Source organism: Rhizobium sp. CG4, from assembly GCF_023701965.1.
In the GTDB taxonomy this organism is placed as follows: Bacteria; Pseudomonadota; Alphaproteobacteria; order Rhizobiales; family Rhizobiaceae; genus Agrobacterium.
Window position 1 is genome coordinate 48,988 of the sequence record NZ_JABAEG010000007.1, and the last position, 21,439, is coordinate 70,426.

Here is a 21,439-nt window from a genome sequence, read left to right on the forward strand (position 1 = left end):
TACGAAGCTTGCGCAAATTCGCCTACCCGCCCATCTTAGGCAGATCGATTTTGAAGACAAAAAACTGGCTTTTCTGGCGCTTGGAGAAATTGTTGTCAGCCGCCAGGATCAGAACATCACTCCCATCCATCGCCTTACCAACAGCGATGCCCTCAATATTATCGGGTGTCAAACCGATTGCGCGCAGGTCAAGCACCTGGGATTTGCGAACGGGTACAACTCGCTCGGCGGCATGAGCAAGTGAAGTGATGTTTGACACATCAGTCGCCCCTTCAACATCGATCATGAAGACCTTGATATTATTTCCAAAACCTTGAGAGAAATTGCGTTCGACGACCAGAAGATAACGATCATTGAGCGCTATCATGTCTGAGGCACCGTTGTCGTTTGCTCCGTCTGCACTGTCCGGCGCCTGAGGGATAGGCGATACCGGATAGATGTATTGGGCCTTGGGTGTGCCGGTTGAGCCATCGTATCTGATAATTCGCGCAAGGCTGCCCTTTGTCAGGCTTGCCACGTCACCATCCTGAAAAAGTGCAGCCTCAGTTCCAACAAATACATCTCCTGACGGGGCAACTGCCAAATTTTCGAACGAAAGATTTTCCCGCACTCCATGGGCTTTGTCGGCGGTCGGAAAAAACTGCGCAGGAAGCGAAAACTGCCGGATAAATTCCCCACTTCTTGAGGCAACCTGAACGGATGGAGGGCTCATTGGATTGGCACCTCCTTCGCTGGACCAGTAAATTCCATCCGGGCTGATCCGAATTGCCTCGGGATCCACCTCCGCTTTGGAAAAAGCGTCCCCTTCAGCGTTCAAAAACGCAACATGTTTGTTTACACGGACACCTTTCAAACCATCATGGCTGACGTCGATGTCAAGCTCATAGAAACGGGCCGGACCTTTTTCGGAACGATCATCACTTATGGCAATGTAACGGCCACTGGCCGCATCAAACTCAATGCCCGATATTCCCCCAAACTCAATTCCATATTCCATGCTGCCAGTGGGAATGACGAAGTCGCCGAGATATGTAAATGAGATCGATGCTTGGCACTCACCAAACGGGCAAGGCGTGGAAATAACCGGGAAGTTTTCACCTGCGTGTAATGTTGAAGCGCCCAGCAGCAAGGCAACAAATGTAAAATGGACTAAGCGTTTATGCATGAGAGGTTCCGATCTGTTCAGTTGATGATCCGCGCCACTAAAAGTTGCCTCCATGATCGAAAGCGGAACAAGCGCGTCCCGTGCTGAACAACACACTGGCTGACGAAACCGGCGTTCAATTCGCTGTAAAGGAACGGTTTGCACAGCTTGCTGTGGGCGCGCATACATGGTTGGTGGAACGACACGCCTACAGCGCGTGCCTTTTATGCCGCATACGTTGGCGACGTCGAAGCATCTCCAATCTTCAGACATGGTCGATTTCACAAAAGCCCGAGACGGGCTTCAAATGAAACGCGGCCTTGCATTCTGCGTTGTGCCCCACCTGGATTTAATGCCCGCGCGATGCGCCTGCATACCAAATGATTTTATCTGCATGTCGCGGAGCAGCGCGAACGATGCTCGTCATGGAGCCTCAGGGTCGAGCGTTCTTGCCAAGAAAATTACGTCTGAAACCTTGATTGCTCGGCAAGAAATCTGCCTGAAGCAAATAATCATCACAAAGCACTCCTCAACAAAGGAGGTTCGCAATGACTAAGTTTAAACTCGAGTACATCTGGCTCGATGGTTACAAGCCGGTAGCAAACCTGCGTGGCAAAACGCAGGTCAAGGAATTCGACGAATTCCCGACACTCGAGCAGCTTCCGCTTTGGGGCTTTGACGGCTCCTCCACCCAGCAGGCCGAAGGCCACAGCTCGGATTGCGTTCTGAAGCCAGTTGCCATTTATCCTGATCCAGCCCGTACCAACGGCGCGCTCGTCATGTGCGAAGTCATGATGCCAGATGGCGTTACGCCACACGCATCCAACAGCCGCGCGACCATCCTCGACGACGAAGATGCATGGTTCGGCTTCGAGCAGGAATATTTCTTCTACCAAGACGGCCGCCCGCTCGGCTTCCCTGAGCAGGGCTACCCAGCTCCGCAGGGCCCATACTACACTGGCGTTGGCTACAAGAATGTCGGCTCCCTCGCCCGCGAAATCGTTGAAGAGCACCTCGACCTCTGCCTCGAAGCAGGCATCAACCACGAAGGCATCAACGCCGAAGTGGCCAAGGGTCAGTGGGAATTCCAGGTCTTCGGCAAGGGCTCCAAGAAGGCCGCTGACCAGATCTGGATCGCTCGTTACCTGCTTCTGCGCCTTTGCGAAAAGTACGGCATCGACGTCGAATTCCATTGCAAGCCGCTCGGCGACACCGACTGGAACGGTTCGGGCATGCACTGCAACTTCTCTACCAAGTTCATGCGCGAAGTTGGCGGCAAGGAATATTTCGAAGCCCTCATGGCTGCGTTCTCCAAGAACTGGCAGGAGCATATCGACGTATATGGCCCAGACAACCACCTGCGTCTGACCGGCAAGCACGAAACAGCGCCATGGAACAAGTTCTCCTACGGTATTGCTGATCGTGGCGCGTCGATCCGCGTTCCACACTCCTTCGTCAACAACGGTTACCGTGGTTACCTGGAAGACCGCCGCCCGAACTCGCAGGGTTGCCCTTACCAGATCGCGTCTGCCGTTTTGAAGACGATCGCAGAAGTACCGGGCTGGACGAAATTCGCAGTGGCTTGAAAACATTGGCGAGGCACGGTCACAACCGGCCCCGCCATTTCTTCTTCCAAACTGGATAAAATGAAGGGATTATTTTTGCGTCTCATTTTGAGAGCGTCTTGTTTTCCCTGACGGGTTTAAACGAAATGGAGCATAGTCTTTTAGCGAATAAATCCGCCCAAAACATACCTATCGTTCCGCTCAATTTGAAGGCGCTCCCAACCTGCCCGATCGCCTGCTGCTGACAAACAGCCACACACCGACAATAAAAGGAGCGTGGCGGCTGCAGAGGATCTTATGGATTGTGCGAGAGTTCCAGTTGCCCAGACCCACCATTCAGTGCTGCGACAGGTTGTGCAGCGGTGACTCTACCGTGCTGAACGTTGCGGAAACGCGCAACGTTGGAAATCGTCTGAACAACGGGCATCGAAATTCGCTCCAGGGCCGCCAACTCAAGAACGGCGTCGCAAATGCTTGATAATTCGAGACGTTGACCCCGTTCGTAGTCCTGCAACATCGACGTTTTTACATCGCCCATGCTTTTCCCCATCTCAAGTATGGCCTCCGGTTCGACCTCGAGTTTAGCTTCGTACGCGCTGACAACAGGGAGGACTTCATAGAGCATTTTGCGGCTGATGTCTGAAAGATAGGGATCTCCAAAATTTTCTCTTAATGTGGCACCAGTTATCGCGGTAAGTGGGTTGGAAATCAGATTTCTCGTCACTTTGGTCCAGACAGAATCTCGTATTCGCGGCGCGATATTCGTTGTAATTCCAGATTGCCGCAGGATCTCGGCGATAGCTTCCAGCCGCCAACTTCTCCGGTTGTTCAGCTCACCTATCGTCATCTGCAGTGGATTGAATGTGACCGCCGAGCCCCGATCAATACGCTGAGCCGTCATGACCGTGGTGGTGCCAATAACTTGATGAGAAGGGATTATCTTCTTCAGGACGTTTTGCGGATCGACAGAAAATATGGTCTTTCCTTCGCGCGCGCCATCTATCCCATCGAAATACCACCAGGGTATCCCATTGATCACGGGTACCACCGTCGTATCAGGCCCAATCAGATGAGCAATTGACTGCGCAAGGGCAGGTAGATCATGCGACTTCGAGCAAAGGAAAAGAAGGTCGGTTCTGTGAAAATCTGCCGCGACCCCTATATCTACCTCAAGTTCGTGACGCCCTTCAGTGTCGTCAAGGCGCAAACCATTCTCGCGAATGAAATCAACGCTTTCTTGTTTGGCGATCAGTCCAACGTTATGTCCACCAATGATCAATCTGGCCGCAAGCGTAATGCCAATAGCGCCAGCCCCAGCCACGCAGATGCGTGTTTTGTATCCGATAGATTTCATGAGCCAGTCCTTCGTTGTCGTCGAGACTGGATGATCGGCTGCTCACATGCATTGTTTGTTTCGATATACAGGCAATACGCTACAGTCGAAATAGCGCGCCCTCTTGGATGGTGCTGTAGAGCATGGGTGGCAGCGGAACGTTTTTCACAGCTGACCGCAGAAATGGCGGCACTAAAACACCCGGTCGATGTCACCTCGGAAAGCAGGCATTGCCACTTGTACAGGAGGCTGATGCCCACCCTACGATCAGCATTTCGCTCTTAGCGACTGGTCCCTGCGTAAAACCTTGTTGAATAGGAAGGCTGTCAGAACTGTGCAACGGAAGAGTTGCCTAAAGCGTTGCTGGCGGACTGCGACCCGGGCCCAAGACACTGTTTCCGAGTTCCTGTAAAAGGCTGGTATGTGTTGTCCTCAACCCGATAGGAACTATATCGCTCCATACACCACTGGGCATTTGCGTCCAGATCTATTGTATTTTGAACACCTGCTAGGTGCTCAGGTGCCTGCATTTCGGCCGGAGGTACGCAGGTGCGGCGAGGTCCTCCCCCGTATGGCTGGTAGGTATTGCTGCCAGAATCGTAAGAGCGATAGCGCGAACTGCACCATCCTCCGGGATCTACATTCTGCGCTTTGACCGGCGGCGCACTCGATAACTCGCCTTCGTTTGCCAATTGTACAGGTATGGAAAAGCGATTGACAGCTTTTGCGTTGCCAGCAGGTTTTGCGTCGGCGATCATAGCAAAAGAAGAAAGGCGAGCTGGGAGTCGCTCATATGATTGGTCGGTGAGATCAACGCGCCTTACCTGCGATGTCCAAAGCGGTTCATCGTCAAGATTTGTAAAAGCATGCGGTTTCGAAAACTGCATTATATGAGATGACACCTTCATAGCGCCAGCAGTCATTGGAAGAAGGCAGGAGACAAGAAGCAAGCTTGTGAGAAGTTCACGCATGGTATCGACGGCCCGATTATCTTGCAGGCGCAAATGCCTTTGCGGAAAAATTGTTCCCGATTACAAACGCAGTTTGTCACGGCGTTCACTTTTCTTCGGCACAAACCGGAACGCCTACAACTTAGCCAGGGGTCACTCGTCCCTTCAGCGCAGATTCGCTGTGGATACCCCCGCCAAAGCAATCCATGCGCGCAGCCGCGAATGCCAGACGTCCGACTGGGGTGGCATATTTACTTGTAAAGCACACCGTCTTCTTATGCGATTGCGCTGACCCAAGCGCGAGTACCGTTGATCAAACCGCAGTTCTGTTGCGTGTCGCGCGGACTTTGGCTTCAAGTTGGCAAACTCTCGAGAGACGTCGTGCAGACGAGGTGCTGGTGCCAGTCGAGAGGTGGTTTGAGTGCGGGCTTGAAACAATTATGCCAAGCCCGCCCAAGTGATCAATTCGACGCTTTGATCTTTGTGACCTCTTCTGCGCTCAACTCTCCGACTGTCGTCACTTCGCCATTGGTGATTTTCCAAAGGCGGAACGGGCCTGTGATATCGCCATACTGGTCGAAGCTGACGGGACCGATAACGCCCTCATACTTTATCGGCTTGCCGTCTTTTATAAGCTGCAGCGCCTTGGCAAATTCCTCCTTGCCGGCATGAATCGGTGTCCCTCCATCGGCCACAACCTCCGCCACCGCAGCCTTGATGGCAGCGGCATCCGACTTTCCTGCCTTGGCAATAGCCAGCGCCACGATCGCCCCAGCATCATAGGAACGATCAGCTGCAGGAGCAGATGGGGATATACCGCCAGAGAAGGCTTCGTAATTGCTGTTGAAATACTCCGTCGATGCCGTAGGGCTTGTGCCAGAAGACGTGCCGTAGGCATTTTCGAGATATTGCGCGCCCACGCTTTCAACGAAGTCCTTGGAATTCATGCCGTCGTTTAAGAGAAAGGTCTGCTTGCCGCCACCGGAAATCCAGGCGCGTGCAATCGTTGCCCCATCAACCGGCGTGCTGACAAGATAAAGCGCATCCGGCTCGCCCGCCATCGCAGCACTGGCTTCAGAAGCATAGCTCGACTGCTTTTCGTTGTAAGGCGTCGTAGAGGTGATGGTGCCGCCGAGTTTCGTGTAGGCAGTGGTGAACTCTTTCACCATGTTGACGCCGAAATCGTTGTTGACGTTGATAATGGCGATCTTCTTCAGACCTTGATCCATCGCATACTTGGCAGCCGCAGTGCCCTGCAGCGCGTCAGAGGTGATTGTGCGGAAAAACACACCATTGGTCTTGCCTTGTCGGCCAAGCTCGGTGAGCGTCGGTGAGGACGAGGCAGGCGAAACCTGCACGACCTTGGCCGGAGCTGTGACCGAGGTCAAAATCGGGATCGACACCGACGAGATGATACCCCCGATGATCACCGGCACCTTCTTGATGTTGACAAGCTGCGTTGCCTGATCAACGGCGACGTTGCCCTGGCTCTGGCTGTCTCGCGTATCGGCCACCACCTTGCAGCCATCGATGCCACCGGCATCGTTGAAGTCACGGAAAGCCATCTCGACAGATTTCGCCCCTGCCTGACCGTATTCGCCAGCAGGCCCCGTCAACTCCATGACGAGGCCAACGGTGATATCGCAATCGGCTGCGAACGCTGGTGCCGTGGACGTCGCCAGTGCTGCAACAATGGCTGAAAGCAGAAATTTCGTTCCCATTTTTATTCCCCTTTATTGAGATTGTATTTCATGATGCTGCCGTGACGGCCCTCCCGGTCCCGCTCCAACGTATAGACGTCACCCTCGAGCTCTTTGCCTTGTCGCAGGATCAACTCGATCTCTGCCAGGTCTGTGTCGGTGAGTTTGACATTTGCGATGGCGAGATTGGATGGCAGGTGGTCGCGGTTGCGCGCACCAACAATCACAGCGGCCACGCCGGGCTTGGTCAGCATGGCTGCACTGGCTATGGTCGCGATATCCACATCATGCCGATCAGCGATCTTGCGGAGTGTCGACAGCAGCGCCTGAAACAGCTCCCAGCCGCCGAAATCGTCGATAATCAGCTTGTATTTGGTGAGCGAACGGTTTTCGAGCGGATGTTCGGGCTCTGGCTGGCCGAGCCAACGATCACCTAGAAAGCCGCCGGCCACCGTGCCGTAGCAGAACAGCGAAAAGTCCTTATCGGCAGCGAGCTCCACCATTCGCTTTTCCGGGCGAAGATCGAGCAACGAATATTGCAGCTGAAGTGAAGTGAACGACACGCCAGATGCAACGATCGCCTCGATATGATCGGTATCGAAATTGGTAGCACTGACCTTGCCGATCTTGCCGGCCTGCTGCAGTTCCTTCAGCCAGCCAGCTGTCTCCTGCCAGCCTGGAATATCGTACGCCCACCAGTGGAACTGGACGAGATCAAGGCAATCGAGATTGAGGCGCTTGCGCGAAGTATCTATGACGCCCTCGACATATGCCTTTGTGATGACTGGCAAGACTGCCAAATCAGGAACGAACTTGGTATGCACCCGGATGCGCGACAAAGCTTCGGTGCCGCGCTGGTTACCATAGGCCAGACGGAAGCGGCCAATCAGCTCTTCAACGCCAGTATAGATGTCGGCGCAATCAAATGTGGTGATGCCTGCATCGGCAAAGGCGATCATGTCATCGATCGCACTTTCGGTATCAACCGCGCCATGACCGCCCGCCAGCTGCCAGCCGCCACGGATGACGCGCGATATTTCGTAACCGGGGGCGATGGTGATGCGTTGCATGTCTACTGGCCTATTCTGCTATCAAGGGAACCGCTGTCGTCGCGGCGTGGCTGAAACGGCGGAGACCCGTACGGGTGATCCTTAACCGGGTGGAACAATTCGGATCGGGACAAGCGATTTCGGTATCCGTCGTCATCCAGTCGTTGCGATGGGTCGCACGCTGCTTTGCGGCCAGCAGGGGCAAAACGGATGCCAGCGAGTAAATGGAGATGCCCTGACCGGGCGGCAGGTGCAGCATCTCGCCATGCAGTTCGAAGTGATCACCGGGCTTTGCTCCACAATAGACGGCCCCGCCTTCGGGAAAGACCACATCGATGCGCAGGTCGAAAAGGTCGAAACCATCATCCAAAGGATCAGCCATGGTTGTGCCCTTTCCCTACCTCGTCTTCCAGTCGCCCTCGGATCAGATCGAAAGATCGGCTGATGTCGTTGGTGAGCGATTGCGTCGCCCCTTCAACATCGCGTCGTTCCATGGCATCGATCATGGACCAGTGGTGGTTGGTCGCCGCCAGTCCGCCCTGTTCATCATGGATATGCGCCGCCTTGCGGATGATCGCCCCCGACTGAAGCCAGAGGCTTTCAACGATCGGGATTAGCACCGGCGAGCGTGCGGCCTGATAGATGTGGAAGTGAAAGCGCTGGTTCAGCGCAGAGGTGACGTGGCCGATATCCTTGCCGTGCTGCTCGAAAGCCAGATCGCAGTCGACATTGATCTGCTTGAGGACGGCGAAGTCGTCGGCTGTCAAGTATGGCAATGCGAGAGCGACCATTTGTCCCTCAATCAGAATGCGTGCCCGGGCTAGGTCATCGAGGCGACTGCGAGTGATAAGCGGTACGCGCACCGACCGGTTTGGCAAAGATTCAAGCGCCTGCTCGGACACGAGCCGACCCAGCGCCTCGCGCACTGGCATGGTGCTGGTCTGCAACCGCTCAGCAAGATCGACAATGCGCAAGATGTCGCCAGCATCGAACATGCCATTGATCAGCGAATTGCGCAGCTGCGTGTAGACGCGATCTTGCAGCGTCTCGCGACCAACCGGCGCAAGTGCATCACCGCGATCAAAGCTGCTGGCCTCAGAAACAATACTCATCTCGATTACCGTCCCATTTGCATCGCCTGAAACAACTTTTTGTGGGTTGATTTTCTTCATGAGGTAAAGTTTGATCAAACATCACCGATCAAATCAAGAGACTTCTTTCGTTCATGCACTCTTCCGCGTCATCAGCCCCCGTGACCAATGCTCCCGATCTGCGGGCCGTGATCGATGCACGCGACCTCGTGAAGCGTTTCGAAGGCCATACGGCCGTCGAGGGCATGTCGCTAAAACTCGCAGCTGGCGAAATGTTGGGACTGATCGGTCCAAATGGAGCCGGTAAGACAACGCTTTTCAATCTGATTGCTGGCAGTCTACGGCCGACATCGGGAGAAATCTGGATTGGTGGCCTCGACGTCTCCCAAGAGAGCCCTGAACAGCGCATCAGGCGCGGTGTCGGGCGCACCTTCCAGATCCCAAAGCCCTTCCTCGAAATGACTGTGCTGGAAAACGTTATGACCGGCGCGCAAGCCCAGGACGGCGAGCGGCTTTTCGCGAATTTCCTGCGGTTCGGTCATGTCCGAAACCAGGAGAAGCTAGCGATCGAAAAAGCACGGGGCCTGCTGGAGTTTGTTACGCTGTCAGGCCTCGAGGCCCAACCGGCAAAAGTGCTCTCAGGTGGCCAGCGCAAGCTTTTGGAACTGGCCCGCATCCTGATGGCCGACCCGCAGGCAATCCTGCTTGACGAACCTGCAGCGGGCGTCAACCCGGCCCTGCTCGAAACCATCATGGAGCGGGTCATCGATCTCAACAGGCAGGGCAAGTCCATACTGCTGATCGAGCACAACATGGACATGGTTTCGCGGCTATGCTCTCGCGTTGTTGCCATGTCGCTCGGCAAACCTCTGGCCGAAGGCACGCCTGCCGAAGTGGCTGCCAATGCCGACGTGATCAATGCCTATCTCGGGATAGCAGCATGACGGCGCCCGCGCTTCGCACCCAAGCGCTCGTCGCAGGGTATGAACCAGACCTGCCGATCGTGCGTGGTGTAGACCTGTCAGTCGCGCCCGGGGAGCTGCTGGTGCTTCTCGGACCCAATGGAGCCGGCAAGTCGACATTCGTCAAGGCGATTGCCGGTGTCGTCCCTGTGCATTCCGGCAGCGTCTTCCTGGGGGAGAGCGACATCACGCGCGTTACTACCCACCGCAAGATCGGAAAGGGCCTCGCCTTCGTACCCCAAACGGAAAACATCTTCGCAACGCTTACCATTCACGAAAATCTCCAGCTTGCTGCCGCCGTCCTGCCAAAGCCCATCCGCGCTGAAAAAATCGCTGCTCTTTACCATCGCTTTCCCGATCTGATGACAAAACCATCGCGGCTGGCGGGGGCGCTTTCCGGCGGACAGCGCCAGATGCTTGCGGTAGCCAGAGCGCTGATCGTTGATCCTCCAGTCCTCATTCTCGACGAACCATCGGCCGGTCTGTCGCCGAAGATCGTCGCGGAAGTCTTTGCGATGCTGCAGGAAATCAATTCCGACGGCGTCACCGTCATTCTGGTTGAGCAGAACGTCAAGGCTGCCCTTTCGATTGCCAACCGCGCCGTCATTCTGGTCGAAGGTAAAATCCGCCATGAAGGAAATGCATCAAGCCTACTTGGCGATCCTCTGATCGCCAAGCTCTATCTCGGCACATCGCAGCAACATGAGGTGCCGCAGCCATGAACCCACAATTCCTGATGGATGGCCTGATTGCCGGCGCAATGATTGGCCTGGGCGCCATCGGCGTCACGCTGACCTACTCGATCCTGCGCTTTGCCAATTTTGCCCATGGCGAGCTTCTCTCCTGGGGGGCATATCTGGCGCTCGCAGTGAGCGGCGGCCTCGGCCTGCTCTTCTCCACTCTGACAAAGCCTGTCGGGCCCTTCTCCTTCGGCTGGTCTCTGCCGCTTTCAACCGTGCTCGCAATCATCCTCACAGGTGCTTTGGCACTCGCCGTGGACGCGGTATTGTTCGGCCGCCTGCGAGCGCGCGGCAGCGCCGTTATCATTCTGGTGATGGCAAGTTTTGGCGCCTCGCTTGCCCTGCGCAGCCTGCTTGAGTTCATATTCACCTCGAAACCCGCCTATTACACCAAGGCACTGCAAATCGCCGTTCCGCTCATTGGCAGACTGCGCGCAACGCCCGATCAACTTCTATCAATGGGCGTCTCTCTCGTTGCCGTCATCGCCATCCACCTGCTGATGACCCGAACTGATGTTGGCCGCTCGATGCGGGCTGTCAGCGAAAACCCCGCACTAGCGGGAATTGCCGGCGTCGATGTGCGCCGGGTAATTCGCTGGGTGTGGTTCGTTGGTGCAGCGCTCGCCTGCATCGCGGGCGTCATGACCGGGCTGCTGGTTCAGATACGGCCCTATCTGGGTCATGACCTGTTGCTACCATTGTTTGCCGCCGCGATCCTCGGCGGCATCGGTAGCGTACCCGGTGCCATGATCGCAGGATTGATCGTCGGGCTTTCAGAGGCTGCGGCCGTGCAAATGATCGGCGCGGAATGGCGCGCTGCGGTCTCCTTCGTGATCCTTGTTGCGGTCCTTCTTCTGCGTCCACGCGGACTGTTCGGGAGGGCGACATGAGCCTGGACCTGATTGCCTATGCCGCCTTCTTCCTCACGATGGCACTGACCTATGCCATCATGTGCCTCGGTCTCAACGTGCAGTGGGGCCAGACGGGTTTGTTCAACGTCGGCATAGCCGCTTTTGTGGCCATCGGCGCCTATGTCTCGGCCCTGCTGACCACACCTGATGCTGCCGGTCGTGTCGGCGGCTTCGACCTGCCAATCCCCATCGGCTGGATCGGAGGCGCGCTTTTCGCAGGCCTAGCCGCCTGGCTGGTCGGAGCGCTTACCATCCGGCTTCGGTCCGATTATCTGGCAATCGCCACTTTCGGTGTGGCCGTCACAGTGCAGCTTTGCGTGCTCAACCTGCAGCCGCTCACAGGCGGCGCTTTCGGTATCGGTTTCATTCCGCGTCCGTTTGGCGATCTGGCCGGCGATCCGCTTGCCTTTGGCCTTTCTAATCTCGCGCTGATGGCCGCCGTCGTATTGGCACTGTACCTCGCCCTCCAGCATCTGGCCAAAAGCCCGTGGGGGCGCGTGCTAAGGGCTATCCGAGAGGATGAAGCTGCCGCGCAGGCGCTGGGCAAGCGCCCGATGCGCTTCCGGCTGCAGGCCTTTACCATCGGCGGCGCCATCATGGGGCTGGCGGGTGCCGCACAAGGGCATTTCATCGGCTTCATCGCACCCGACAACTATCTACCGATCTTGACCTTCCAGGTCTGGGCAATGCTGATAGTCGGTGGCTCCGGCAACAATCGCGGCGCCATTCTTGGCGCGGTGATCGTTTGGGGCCTCTGGGCGCTGTCGGCCGCAACTGTTTCCGCTTTCGTCCCGCCGGAGCAGCAGGCGCGCGCTGCATCACTGCAGATTGTCATGATCGGGGTAGGTCTTTGCCTAATCCTGCTCCTGCGCCCTCGCGGCATTCTCGGCGCGTCGAACACAATTGCATCTCTCACGCGCAAGCGCGCGGCAAAATCTAAGGAATAGACCCATGGCAAAGCGGCCCGATCGCATCGCGATCACCAAGGACCTCTCAATCAGCCGTCTTGTCTGCGGGCTCTGGCAGGTTGCCGATATCGAAAAGAACGGCACGGTAATCGACCCGGACAAGGGCGCCGATGCACTTCAAGCCTACACGCGCGACGGCTTCGACACATTCGATATGGCAGATCATTATGGCTCGGCCGAAGTGATTACCGGACGTCTTTTGGCGCGTTATGACAGCAACGCCAGACCAGTCGCTTTTACCAAGTGGTGCCCCGAGCCCGGCCCGATGACTGCGGATGTCGTGCGACGCGGCGTTGAGGAACGCCTGAGCCGACTAGGGGTCGACAGTATCGATCTGCTTCAGTTTCACTGGTGGAGTTTTGAGCACCCCGCATGGCTCGACGCCCTTCACGAAATGCAGCGCCTTCGCGAAGAGGGCCTGATCGGCGCGTTAGGACTGACCAATTTCGACGCCGGACATCTGTCGTTGGCCTTGGCCGATGGTATCGAGATCGCCACCAATCAGGTCTCGTTCTCTCTCGTTGATCGCCGGGCGGCCGGAGCGTTGTCCGATCTCTGCGCCAAAAGCGGTGTCAAGCTGCTGGCCTATGGCACACTTTGCGGCGGTTTTCTCTCCGAAAAATGGCTCGACCGGCCCGAACCCGTCAACATCCCCGACTGGAGCCGCTCGAAGTATAAGCGCTTCATTGACACCGCCGGCGGGTGGGACGCGTTTCAAGGCATTTTGCGGGCGGCCTCCGGTATCGCGGTCAAACACAGTGTCTCGATCTCCAATGTCGCCAGCCGGTGGGTCCTCGAACATAATGCTGTCGCCGCGGCCATCGTCGGCGCGCGGATCGGAGAAAACGAGCATCGTGACGATAATCTGAAGGTATTTTCCTTCGCGCTGGATGGTGAGGACCATGCGGCCCTTAACGCAGCTTTTGCAAAAACACATCCCATTCCTGGTGACTGCGGCGATGAATACCGCAAGCCACCGTTCCTAACGGCATCTGGCGATCTCAGTCACCATCTGGACGCCATCCCGTCTATCTATACCGCAGTCCCTGTCCCCGGCCGACCTGGTCGTTCCCGTGTATCGTCGGGCAGCATCTGGGAGCCCATCGCTGGATATAGCCGCGCGGTCCGGATTGGCAGTCGCATACTCGTCTCCGGCACAACAGCGACCCATGGCGCGGACCGATGTGTTGCGCCCAAAAATGCTGGCGCACAGGCCACCTACATTCTTGATAAGATCGCAGCATCCATCTCCGCGCTGGGCGGCAGTATGGAGGATGTTGTACGAACCCGAATCTACTTGCGCGATGCTAATCAGTGGGAACCAGTTTCCCGGGCTCACGGTCGTGCCTTTTCATTGGTCCTGCCGGCCAATACACTGATCGAGGCCGGCAATCTGATCGGGGATTACGAGGTTGAGATCGAGGTGGAAGCGATCTGCGACTGAAGCCGATAATAATCCCTGTCGCGCCTGGCAAAACAGTTGCATCGCGGATACCAGATGGGCGCGCCCAAGGGTTTTCTGGCTCCACCCCCGCTGATGTCAGGCCTTGCCCCTGCAGGAGCAAGGTTTAGGGTTCCAGTGGCTGCAACGAGCCTCCAACAGCAAGCGCCATCACGCCAGCACTGGCTGTCTTGACGCCTGTGTGTGTTCTCGTACTATCGGTACAGAACCATCCACAACGATGGCAACGAAGCCATGCGCGTCACGCTTCGTGACCTTTCTGCTCGCAACGTAAAAAATACGTAATTTCCAGCCTGTTGGCCGGAAGACATCTTCGCACACCTGCTCGCTACCGCGCCTGGCCGATTTTTTGTAGAGCAGACCTCATATGCGCGAGCCCACGGAACCGGGACGGGCCAATGCCGAATAGCGAATTATGGTTCGCCAGATAAATGCACCATATGGTCAAACACTGCGGCCGGATCGTCATGATCCGGGTCAAGCATATCTGCAACCCGTTCAAGCGACGCAACAAGTGTCATTTGCTCCCAATCTTTAAGCCGGGAAAAATGTTTCTGGAATTCGGCATGCACCGCATTTGGCGCTTTGGCCAAAATTTTCTGGCCATGATCTGTGATCGACAAGAGAGCTTGTCTGCGATCTCGCTCGCCGCGGCGGCGATGGATCATCCCGATGGCTTCCAGCTTTTTCAACAGAGCAGTCGCCGTTGCCTGAGTGATCCCCATGTGAGCAGCAACATAACCCGCGGTCTGTTCACCCTGCCCGTCCAACACCTGCATGAAGATAAGTTGTGACGGCGTCAGGCCCGTTTCTAGCATAAGCTCTTTTGAATTAAGCTCAGACGCGCGCAAGATTTTTCGAATTGCTGTCAGTGCAAGCTTGGTACGATCTTCCATCGTTTTTCCCTGTCGGTTCACTGCGCTGTAACTCTAGAGGGAACCAAAGACAATAGGAATGCATTTACATGCCCTCCACATCCTTAGATAGGCTAAGCATTATCGAGCATAAAATCAAAAAATAGAAACGATTGAAAATTATATACGAGGATAAAAGTCCGTCTATTCAGGCATTTAGACGATATTTTAGAGAATCGAAGTCTAATTTGCGGCTTTTTTGTGGTTGATATTTAGTTCGATTAATCTAAATAAATGGCGTGTTATCGAAAGCAGAAATCTGCTTTTTTCAGATTTTACACATTGGAACAGCCTGTCGACTACGGGCACGCGCGCACCGCGCGGGATGGAAATGCGGCGACGAAATCAGCTTTGTCACTTGTCCATCCAAGCATGAAATCAGGAGACGTGTATGACCAAATTTTCACAGCAAGTTTTGACCCTGCTGACACTAGCCGCAACGACAGCATTGGCGGCTAATCCCGGCAACGCCGCCACCCTGGAAGAGATCAAAAAAAGCGGAACCGTGCGTATCGCCGTCGCAAATGAAATTCCTTATGGCTATGTCGACCCATCAGGTGAAGCAAAAGGCGCCGGTCCAGATGTGGCAAAGGTCATCATGGAAAAGCTGGGCGTCGAAAAGATTGAATGGGTTGCCACCAACTTCTCGTCTCTTATCCCCGGCTTGCAGGCGAACCGCTTCGATATGGTCGCCGCAGAAATGGCGATCTTGCCAGACCGATGCAACCAGGTCCTTTTTTCCGATCCGAACACGTCTTACGGCGAAGGTCTTTTGGTCGCCAGTGGCAATCCAAAGAACATTCATGCTTTCGAGGACTTTGCCAAAAACGGCGATCTGAAAGTGGCAATTATGGCTGGCGCGGACCAGCTTGAGATGATGCAGAAACTTGGCGTGGACGAAGCCAATCTTGTCACCATCTCGGCCAACGCAGATGCCATATCGACTGTATCCACAGGACGCGCCGACGCATATGCCGCGACAAGTCTCACTGTCGGCAACCTGGCTGAGCAGAATAATGGCGTCGAACTTGCAGAAAACTTTACTGACCCGGTCGTTGACGGAGAGGCCGTGCGCAGCTGGGGCGGGTTTACCTTTGCAAAAGACAACGTGACATTGCGTGATGCCGTCAATCAGGCGCTTGTTGACATCAAGAACACTGAAGACTGGGCGGAGATCGTCACCTCCTATGGTTTCACTCAATCCGATCTGGATGGCTCACTCAAACGCAGCACACAGGAACTCTGCTCTGTGTCAAATTAATCCTGTTAAAGCGCCTCGGAAGCTCAACTTCCGGGGCCAAAAAATCTTAGTCTAAGGATCATTCGATGCATTGGACCGAATATTTCGGACCGCTTCTCGAGGGAGCCTGGGTTACAATTCAGTTGACCGCTTATTCCACCGTTCTGGGTGCAATCCTCGCATTTCTGGCGGGAATCGGAAAACTGAGCAGATTTGTGACCGTCAGGGTTTTATCTATTGCCTATATCGAGATATTTCGCGGCACCTCGCTCTTGGTGCAATTGTTCTGGCTATATTTCGCGCTGCCGCTTGCAGGTATAGCAATCGGAATTGATTTGCGCCTGCCCCCGATACTCGCTGGTGTCTTAGCGCTCGGTTTGAACATAGGCGCCTACGGAGCCGAAGTCGTGCGTGGTGCTATCGTGGCCGTGCACCGGGATCAGCGTGAAGCTGCGCGAGCGCTCAATTTTACGCCGCGCCAGACATTATTGACAGTCATTATACCCCAGGCGCTGCCGGAAATGATGCCTTCCTTCGGAAATCTTGCAGTGCAAAACCTCAAAGACACAGCACTGGTTTCGCTCATAAGCCTCGGCGACTTGGCTTTTCGCGCCGAACAGATCCGTAATTTCACCCAGGACAGCACGACGATCTACACAATGCTTTTGTTTGCCTATTTCGGAATGGCCCTGGTCCTCACGGCGATCATGCGCAGTGTTGAACTCTATGTGAGCCGCTGGCGTACAGGAAGGAGCTGATCGATGCTCTTCGGTTATGAATGGGACCTGTCCAGTCCCTCTGCGTTTGCGGCTTCCATCCTGCCGATCTTGCTCAATGGCCTTGTGGTCACAATCCAGGCAGCTGTGTTAGGTTTTGTCGTGGCCCTGGTGCTTGGTCTGGTTTGGGCAGTTCTCAAGAATGCACCGTCGCGTTTCATCTCCTGGCCCGCCAAGGCAGTTACCGAGTTCATACGCGACACGCCATTGCTCGTGCAGTTGTTCTTTCTCTACTATGTGCTGCCGGAGCACGGCATAGTTCTGCCGGCATTCATGACCGGTGCTCTGGCCCTTGGCATTCAGTACAGTGCCTATACGGCCGAGGTCTATCGCGCTGGTTTGGAAGCTGTTGGCAGGGACCAGCGCGAAGCGGCGCGTGCGCTTAATCTGAGTTCCCGACGCACGTTCAGCCACGTCGTATTGCCGCAAGCGGTGCCACGCATCATTCCGGCCATGGGCAACTATCTCGTTTCCATCATGAAGGACGTTCCCGTCCTCTCGGTAGTAACCGTTCTGGAAATGTTGAACGTCGCCAAAATAGTTGGAGACCGCACGTTCGACTACCTGATCCCACTGTCGATGGTCGGCCTCATTTATCTCATCATGACCATCATTGCGTCTGCCGGGGTTCGCCTTGTCGACGCCTCGCTACCCACTCGAGGAATTCCCCTGAAATGACTGATACAATCGTAAAGTTCGACAAGGTGGTAAAACGCTTCGGTGACCTCACCGTCCTCAACAAATTGGACTTTAACGTCCGCAAGGGTGAGAAAGTCTCCATCATCGGCCCTTCGGGCTCGGGCAAATCCACTGTCCTGCGAATTCTCATGACATTGGAAGGTATCAATGAGGGAAGCGTCACCGTGGATGAGGAGCCTCTGTGGCACGAACGAAATGCCAGTGGCGAACTGATCGCGGCAAGCGAAGCGCACCTTCGCAAAATGCGCGGCAAACTTGGTATGGTGTTTCAGCACTTTAATCTGTTTCCCCACATGACGGTGCTGCGGAACATAACGGAGGCCCCAGTCCAGGTTCTCGGATTATCAAAAGCTGACGCCCGGTTGCGCGCAGAGGAACTGCTGGAACTTGTAGGCCTTTCTGATCAGGCCAACAAATATCCCAGCCAGCTTTCGGGAGGACAAAAGCAGCGCGTGGGAATTGCCCGCGCGCTCGCCATGCGGCCCAGCATATTACTGTTTGATGAACCAACGTCAGCGCTCGATCCGGAACTTGTCGGTGAAGTTTTAAATGTGATTGGCAAGCTTGCCGATGAACATGATCTCACCATGCTGCTGGTAACTCACGAAATGCGCTTTGCGCGGGAAATCTCCGACCGCGTGTGTTTTTTCGACCGCGGGAGAATTCGAGAAGAAGGTGCGCCTGAAGACATCTTCACCGATCCAACCGAGGTGCGGACAAGAGAGTTTCTCCAGGCCGTGTTGAACTAGGTTCGGCAACCCTGCCCGGAACGACACTCACTCTTGTCAGCAGCGGGAGTGATGCTGTCCGGGCCGTGGCCAGCGACAATGCGAACCTTTTTATTTCAGCCCAGACTTCGAAGGCCAGCATGCGTGCACGTAATATCGTTGCCAGTTTCATTCTCTTTCTATCGATGATCCTGCTATCCGCCCCATCATTCGCCCAGAACGGAAGCGAAGCCGTTTCAAAGCAGGCCAGCAGTGTCGATGACCTGATCCGTATCCTCGAGAACGAAGAAGCGCGTCACGCACTGTTGAGCCGACTGAAAAGTGAAGCTGCAGCCCAAGCCTCGACCACACCAGATTCCGGTGAGCCCACGATTGCTCGCCAGATTGCAGAACAAACAAAAGCGGCGGCAGAGCATATCGTCACTGGAGGAGAGGCCGTTTGGGAGGGTGTCTCCAGCATAGCGACGATTATCTCCGAACCAGACAGCATGAATTATCGCGCTCTTCAGGCGTTTGTTCTCAACGCGCTTCTGGTCGGGGCAGCGCTGTTTGCGTCTTATCTCGTGTTGCGCATGACAACTCATTTTCTACAGCACCGTTTTGCAAGCCGAGCCGATGGCAGACACTGGTCTTTGCGCGTGCTTTTCACGGCCATATCAACGCTCATCGACATTATGGCTGTCGCTTTGTCTTGGGGTGCAGGCTACATTATCGCCCTTCAGGTGGTTGGCGGCGGCACGGGCCGAATGGACATCAACCAGACACTGCTTCTCAATGCATTTCTCATGGTAGAACTGCTGAAGGTCGCCATGCGGACGATGCTGCAGCCGCGCTTTCCAGCTCTTCGCCTGCCTCCTGTATGCGATACGACCGCAGCCTATTGGTATTTCTGGCTGGCGCGAATAATCTCGCTCATTGGCTATACGTTCTTGTTCGTGGCACCCGTTATCGCCTCGCTTGCCTCTGACACGGCAGCGCAAGTGGTTCGCGTCGTGGTGATGCTCACAGTTTTGCTCATCGCTGTGATCATTATTTTACAAAACCGTGACCGGGTGAGACAATCACTCTCTGCGAGAGCGGCAAACGGTCGAGTCGACTTCATCAGTCGTAGCGGAGCATTTTTGGCCGGCATATGGCACCTTCTTGCAATCGCGTATGTCGTCTCGGCTCTTATCGTTTGGCTCGTCAATCCGGCAATTGCGCTGCCCTTCATGGTGTCAGCAACGGTCAAATCGATCCTAGCATTCATTTTTGGGGGCTTGGTGATCGCGTTCGTGGCGCGCTTTGCAAATGCTGGCCTTCGACTGCCGGACGACGTACGGCTTCGTCTGCCAATGCTTCAGGCGAGGCTACAAGCCTTCGTTCCGCTGATGATGCAGATCGTCCGCTCTCTGGTGTCGGCAGGGGTTCTGATCGCGGTGGCTCAGTCCTGGGGATTGATCGATTTTCTAGGCTGGTTGGCATCGGAGACCGGCCAACGCTTCACAACATCAACCATTGCCGCACTGGTCATCCTTTTGCTTGGCTTTCTAGCCTATTTGGCTATGTCATCATGGATCGAATACCGGCTCAATCCCGAATTTGGTTCGATACCGACAAGTCGCGAGAAGACGCTACTCTCCCTGTTTCGTAACGCCTTCAACATTGCACTTGTGATCCTGGTGACAATGCTTGCACTGGCACAAATTGGCGTGAACATCGCACCACTCTTGGCGGGCGCTGGCGTACTTGGTCTTGCGATTGGTTTCGGTGCACAGAAGCTCGTGCAGGACATAATTACTGGCGTCTTCATTCAACTTGAAAATGTCATGAACGAGGGCGATATCGTCAGCCTTGGTAACGTGACCGGCGCCGTGGAGAAGCTTACCATTCGCTCCGTTTCCATACGTTCACTGGATGGCACACTTCACCTCATTCCATTTTCCTCGGTCGACACTGTCTCCAATCTCATGAAGGATTTTGGCTATCATGTTGCGGAAATCCGTGTGGGACTCAGGGAAGACATTGGCGCCGTCAAAAGTGCCATGCAAGAGGCCTTTGATTTGCTGATGCAGACGGAGTGGAAAGACAAGGTGATTGACGACCTGGAAATGCACGGCATCACCGCTTTCGGCGACAGCTTCATAACTGTCAGAGCACGCATCAAGACGTTGGCTGGCAGTCATTGGGGAACTGGGCGAGCCTACAACGAAATCATCAAGCAAGTTTTCGATCAGCGCGGCATCAACATCCCGTTCCCTCACATTTCCCTCGCCGTTGACGCCAGCGGTTCCGGCAACCTACCAAGTACCAACATTTCATAAGACTTCCATCACGGTCAGGACCTGACACGACCAGGCCGGGTCGTCTGCGTCAGCAGCACTTGTTAGGGACAACACAACTTCGTTGCGCCCAGTAAGTCACGTCCACATCTTGTCCGTTCTTTGCGAGCAGTCAGAGATTAGCTCAGCCTTTGGACGTAATGGCAGCGTTTCATCTGCCATTTATACGACGCCATTCAGCAAACAGGGCCAGGTTGCTTTCATCCGTTGCCGGATAAAGACCGATAATTGTGTGGCCTGCCTTAACCCGTTCCGTGACGAAATCCTCATAGGCCGTCATCTCGACGGCCTCGTCAGCAATCTCATCAGCAATTTCAAAGGGTATGACGATAACGCTGTCGTCATCACCCACCATGATATCTCCTGGAAAAACGGCCACGTCACCGCAGCCGATCGGCACGTTGATATCAATTGCCTCATGCAGCGTCAGATTGGTCGGGCTCGATGGTCGGTTGTGATAGGCTGGAATGTCCAGTTCCCCAATCGTCATTGCATCGCGAAAGCCGCCATCTGTAACGACACCTGCCCCGCCACGCACCATCAACCTTGTGATCAGAATATCACCAGCCGAAGCCGCCCGCGGGTCTTTGCGGCTATCCATGACCAGTACCGAACCTTCCGGGCAGGTCTCGATGGCATGGCGTTGTGGATGTTTTGGATCGCGAAACACGGACATCGGATTACGATCTTCACGCGCTGGCATATAGCGAAGCGTAAATGCCGGGCCGACCATGTTGCGGCCCTTTGGTCGTACCGGCCGCACATCCTGGATAGTTTGGTTTTTCAAGCCGCGCTTGTAGAGCGCCGAGCAAAGCGTTGCAACGGATACGCCCATCAGTTTCTCACGGGTATCGGGGTTCATATTATCCTCGTTCCAAATACGTGT

The 21,439-nt window shown here is 55.2% G+C and carries 20 protein-coding genes; 11 read left to right on the forward strand and 9 right to left on the reverse strand.

Features of this window, described 5'->3' with window-relative positions; all coding sequences use genetic code 11:
* Window positions 1-22 precede the first annotated feature (22 nt).
* A complete protein-coding gene (locus HGO37_RS18760; protein WP_250984871.1) occupies window positions 23-1,165 on the reverse strand; it encodes an esterase-like activity of phytase family protein in 1,143 nt (380 codons plus the stop codon).
* Window positions 1,166-1,692: 527 nt separating this feature from the next.
* Here HGO37_RS18760 and HGO37_RS18765 point away from each other — a divergent pair.
* Window positions 1,693-2,730: a glutamine synthetase beta-grasp domain-containing protein gene (locus HGO37_RS18765; RefSeq protein WP_250984655.1), complete on the forward strand. Its 1,038-nt coding sequence runs from the start codon at window positions 1,693-1,695 to the stop codon at window positions 2,728-2,730.
* A gap of 274 nt (window positions 2,731-3,004) precedes the next feature.
* On the opposite strand, the gene HGO37_RS18770 is transcribed toward HGO37_RS18765, so the two are convergent.
* The 6 genes from HGO37_RS18770 to HGO37_RS18790 all read right to left on the reverse strand — a co-directional run bounded on the left by HGO37_RS18770 (window position 3,005) and on the right by HGO37_RS18790 (window position 8,853).
* The gene (locus HGO37_RS18770) at window positions 3,005-4,063 is read right to left on the reverse strand and encodes a ketopantoate reductase family protein (protein WP_250984656.1); all 1,059 of its coding nucleotides are present in this window, start codon (window positions 4,061-4,063) and stop codon (window positions 3,005-3,007) included.
* A gap of 305 nt (window positions 4,064-4,368) precedes the next feature.
* A complete protein-coding gene (locus tag HGO37_RS26540) occupies window positions 4,369-5,013 on the reverse strand; it encodes a BA14K family protein (RefSeq protein WP_352230584.1) in 645 nt (214 codons plus the stop codon).
* Window positions 5,014-5,453: 440 nt separating this feature from the next.
* Window positions 5,454-6,713, reverse strand: a complete 1,260-nt coding sequence (locus HGO37_RS18775; RefSeq protein ID WP_250984657.1) for an ABC transporter substrate-binding protein — start codon at window positions 6,711-6,713, stop codon at window positions 5,454-5,456.
* A 2-nt stretch (window positions 6,714-6,715) separates the two neighbouring features.
* A complete protein-coding gene (locus HGO37_RS18780; protein WP_250984658.1) occupies window positions 6,716-7,762 on the reverse strand; it encodes an aldo/keto reductase in 1,047 nt (348 codons plus the stop codon).
* Between the two features lie 10 nt (window positions 7,763-7,772).
* A complete protein-coding gene (locus HGO37_RS18785) occupies window positions 7,773-8,123 on the reverse strand; it encodes a TIGR04076 family protein (RefSeq protein ID WP_250984659.1) in 351 nt (116 codons plus the stop codon).
* The gene (locus HGO37_RS18790) at window positions 8,116-8,853 is read right to left on the reverse strand and encodes a GntR family transcriptional regulator (protein ID WP_250984660.1); all 738 of its coding nucleotides are present in this window, start codon (window positions 8,851-8,853) and stop codon (window positions 8,116-8,118) included. Before HGO37_RS18790 ends, HGO37_RS18785 begins: the two co-directional genes overlap by 8 nt.
* Window positions 8,854-8,966: 113 nt before the next feature.
* On the opposite strand from HGO37_RS18790, the gene HGO37_RS18795 reads away from it, so the two are divergent.
* The 5 genes from HGO37_RS18795 to HGO37_RS18815 are packed head-to-tail and all read left to right on the forward strand — an operon-like array spanning window position 8,967 to window position 13,857.
* Window positions 8,967-9,776 carry an ABC transporter ATP-binding protein gene (locus tag HGO37_RS18795; RefSeq protein WP_250984661.1) on the forward strand — a complete coding sequence of 270 codons (810 nt, stop codon included), beginning with the start codon at window positions 8,967-8,969 and terminating at the stop codon, window positions 9,774-9,776.
* The gene (locus tag HGO37_RS18800; RefSeq protein ID WP_250984662.1) at window positions 9,773-10,516 is read left to right on the forward strand and encodes an ABC transporter ATP-binding protein; all 744 of its coding nucleotides are present in this window, start codon (window positions 9,773-9,775) and stop codon (window positions 10,514-10,516) included. The genes HGO37_RS18795 and HGO37_RS18800 overlap by 4 nt, the downstream gene beginning before the upstream one ends.
* Complete coding sequence (locus tag HGO37_RS18805; RefSeq protein WP_250984663.1) at window positions 10,513-11,424, forward strand: branched-chain amino acid ABC transporter permease; 912 nt, start codon at window positions 10,513-10,515, stop codon at window positions 11,422-11,424. Before HGO37_RS18800 ends, HGO37_RS18805 begins: the two co-directional genes overlap by 4 nt.
* Window positions 11,421-12,392 carry a branched-chain amino acid ABC transporter permease gene (locus tag HGO37_RS18810; protein WP_250984664.1) on the forward strand — a complete coding sequence of 324 codons (972 nt, stop codon included), beginning with the start codon at window positions 11,421-11,423 and terminating at the stop codon, window positions 12,390-12,392. The genes HGO37_RS18805 and HGO37_RS18810 overlap by 4 nt, the downstream gene beginning before the upstream one ends.
* Before the next feature lie 4 nt (window positions 12,393-12,396).
* Window positions 12,397-13,857, forward strand: a complete 1,461-nt coding sequence (locus tag HGO37_RS18815; RefSeq protein ID WP_192490139.1) for an aldo/keto reductase — start codon at window positions 12,397-12,399, stop codon at window positions 13,855-13,857.
* 431 nt (window positions 13,858-14,288) lie between these two features.
* Here the strand turns inward: HGO37_RS18815 and HGO37_RS18820 are convergent, their stop codons facing one another.
* Window positions 14,289-14,771 (reverse strand): MarR family winged helix-turn-helix transcriptional regulator, encoded by a 483-nt coding sequence (locus HGO37_RS18820; RefSeq protein ID WP_192490138.1) that lies wholly within the window; start codon window positions 14,769-14,771, stop codon window positions 14,289-14,291.
* A gap of 409 nt (window positions 14,772-15,180) precedes the next feature.
* On the opposite strand from HGO37_RS18820, the gene ehuB reads away from it, so the two are divergent.
* The 5 genes from ehuB to HGO37_RS18845 all read left to right on the forward strand — a co-directional run bounded on the left by ehuB (window position 15,181) and on the right by HGO37_RS18845 (window position 20,535).
* Window positions 15,181-16,050, forward strand: a complete 870-nt coding sequence (gene ehuB, locus HGO37_RS18825) for an ectoine/hydroxyectoine ABC transporter substrate-binding protein EhuB (RefSeq protein ID WP_250984665.1) — start codon at window positions 15,181-15,183, stop codon at window positions 16,048-16,050.
* Window positions 16,051-16,115: 65 nt separating this feature from the next.
* Window positions 16,116-16,787: an ectoine/hydroxyectoine ABC transporter permease subunit EhuC gene (gene ehuC / locus HGO37_RS18830; protein ID WP_250984666.1), complete on the forward strand. Its 672-nt coding sequence runs from the start codon at window positions 16,116-16,118 to the stop codon at window positions 16,785-16,787.
* Between the two features lie 3 nt (window positions 16,788-16,790).
* Window positions 16,791-17,483 carry an ectoine/hydroxyectoine ABC transporter permease subunit EhuD gene (gene ehuD / locus HGO37_RS18835; RefSeq protein ID WP_250984667.1) on the forward strand — a complete coding sequence of 231 codons (693 nt, stop codon included), beginning with the start codon at window positions 16,791-16,793 and terminating at the stop codon, window positions 17,481-17,483.
* A complete protein-coding gene (ehuA, locus tag HGO37_RS18840; protein ID WP_250984668.1) occupies window positions 17,480-18,253 on the forward strand; it encodes an ectoine/hydroxyectoine ABC transporter ATP-binding protein EhuA in 774 nt (257 codons plus the stop codon). The genes ehuD and ehuA overlap by 4 nt, the downstream gene beginning before the upstream one ends.
* Before the next feature lie 119 nt (window positions 18,254-18,372).
* Window positions 18,373-20,535: a mechanosensitive ion channel domain-containing protein gene (locus tag HGO37_RS18845; RefSeq protein ID WP_250984669.1), complete on the forward strand. Its 2,163-nt coding sequence runs from the start codon at window positions 18,373-18,375 to the stop codon at window positions 20,533-20,535.
* A 169-nt stretch (window positions 20,536-20,704) separates the two neighbouring features.
* Here HGO37_RS18845 and HGO37_RS18850 read toward each other — a convergent pair whose 3' ends face one another.
* Window positions 20,705-21,415: a ribonuclease activity regulator RraA gene (locus HGO37_RS18850; RefSeq protein WP_250984670.1), complete on the reverse strand. Its 711-nt coding sequence runs from the start codon at window positions 21,413-21,415 to the stop codon at window positions 20,705-20,707.
* Window positions 21,416-21,439 lie beyond the last annotated feature (24 nt).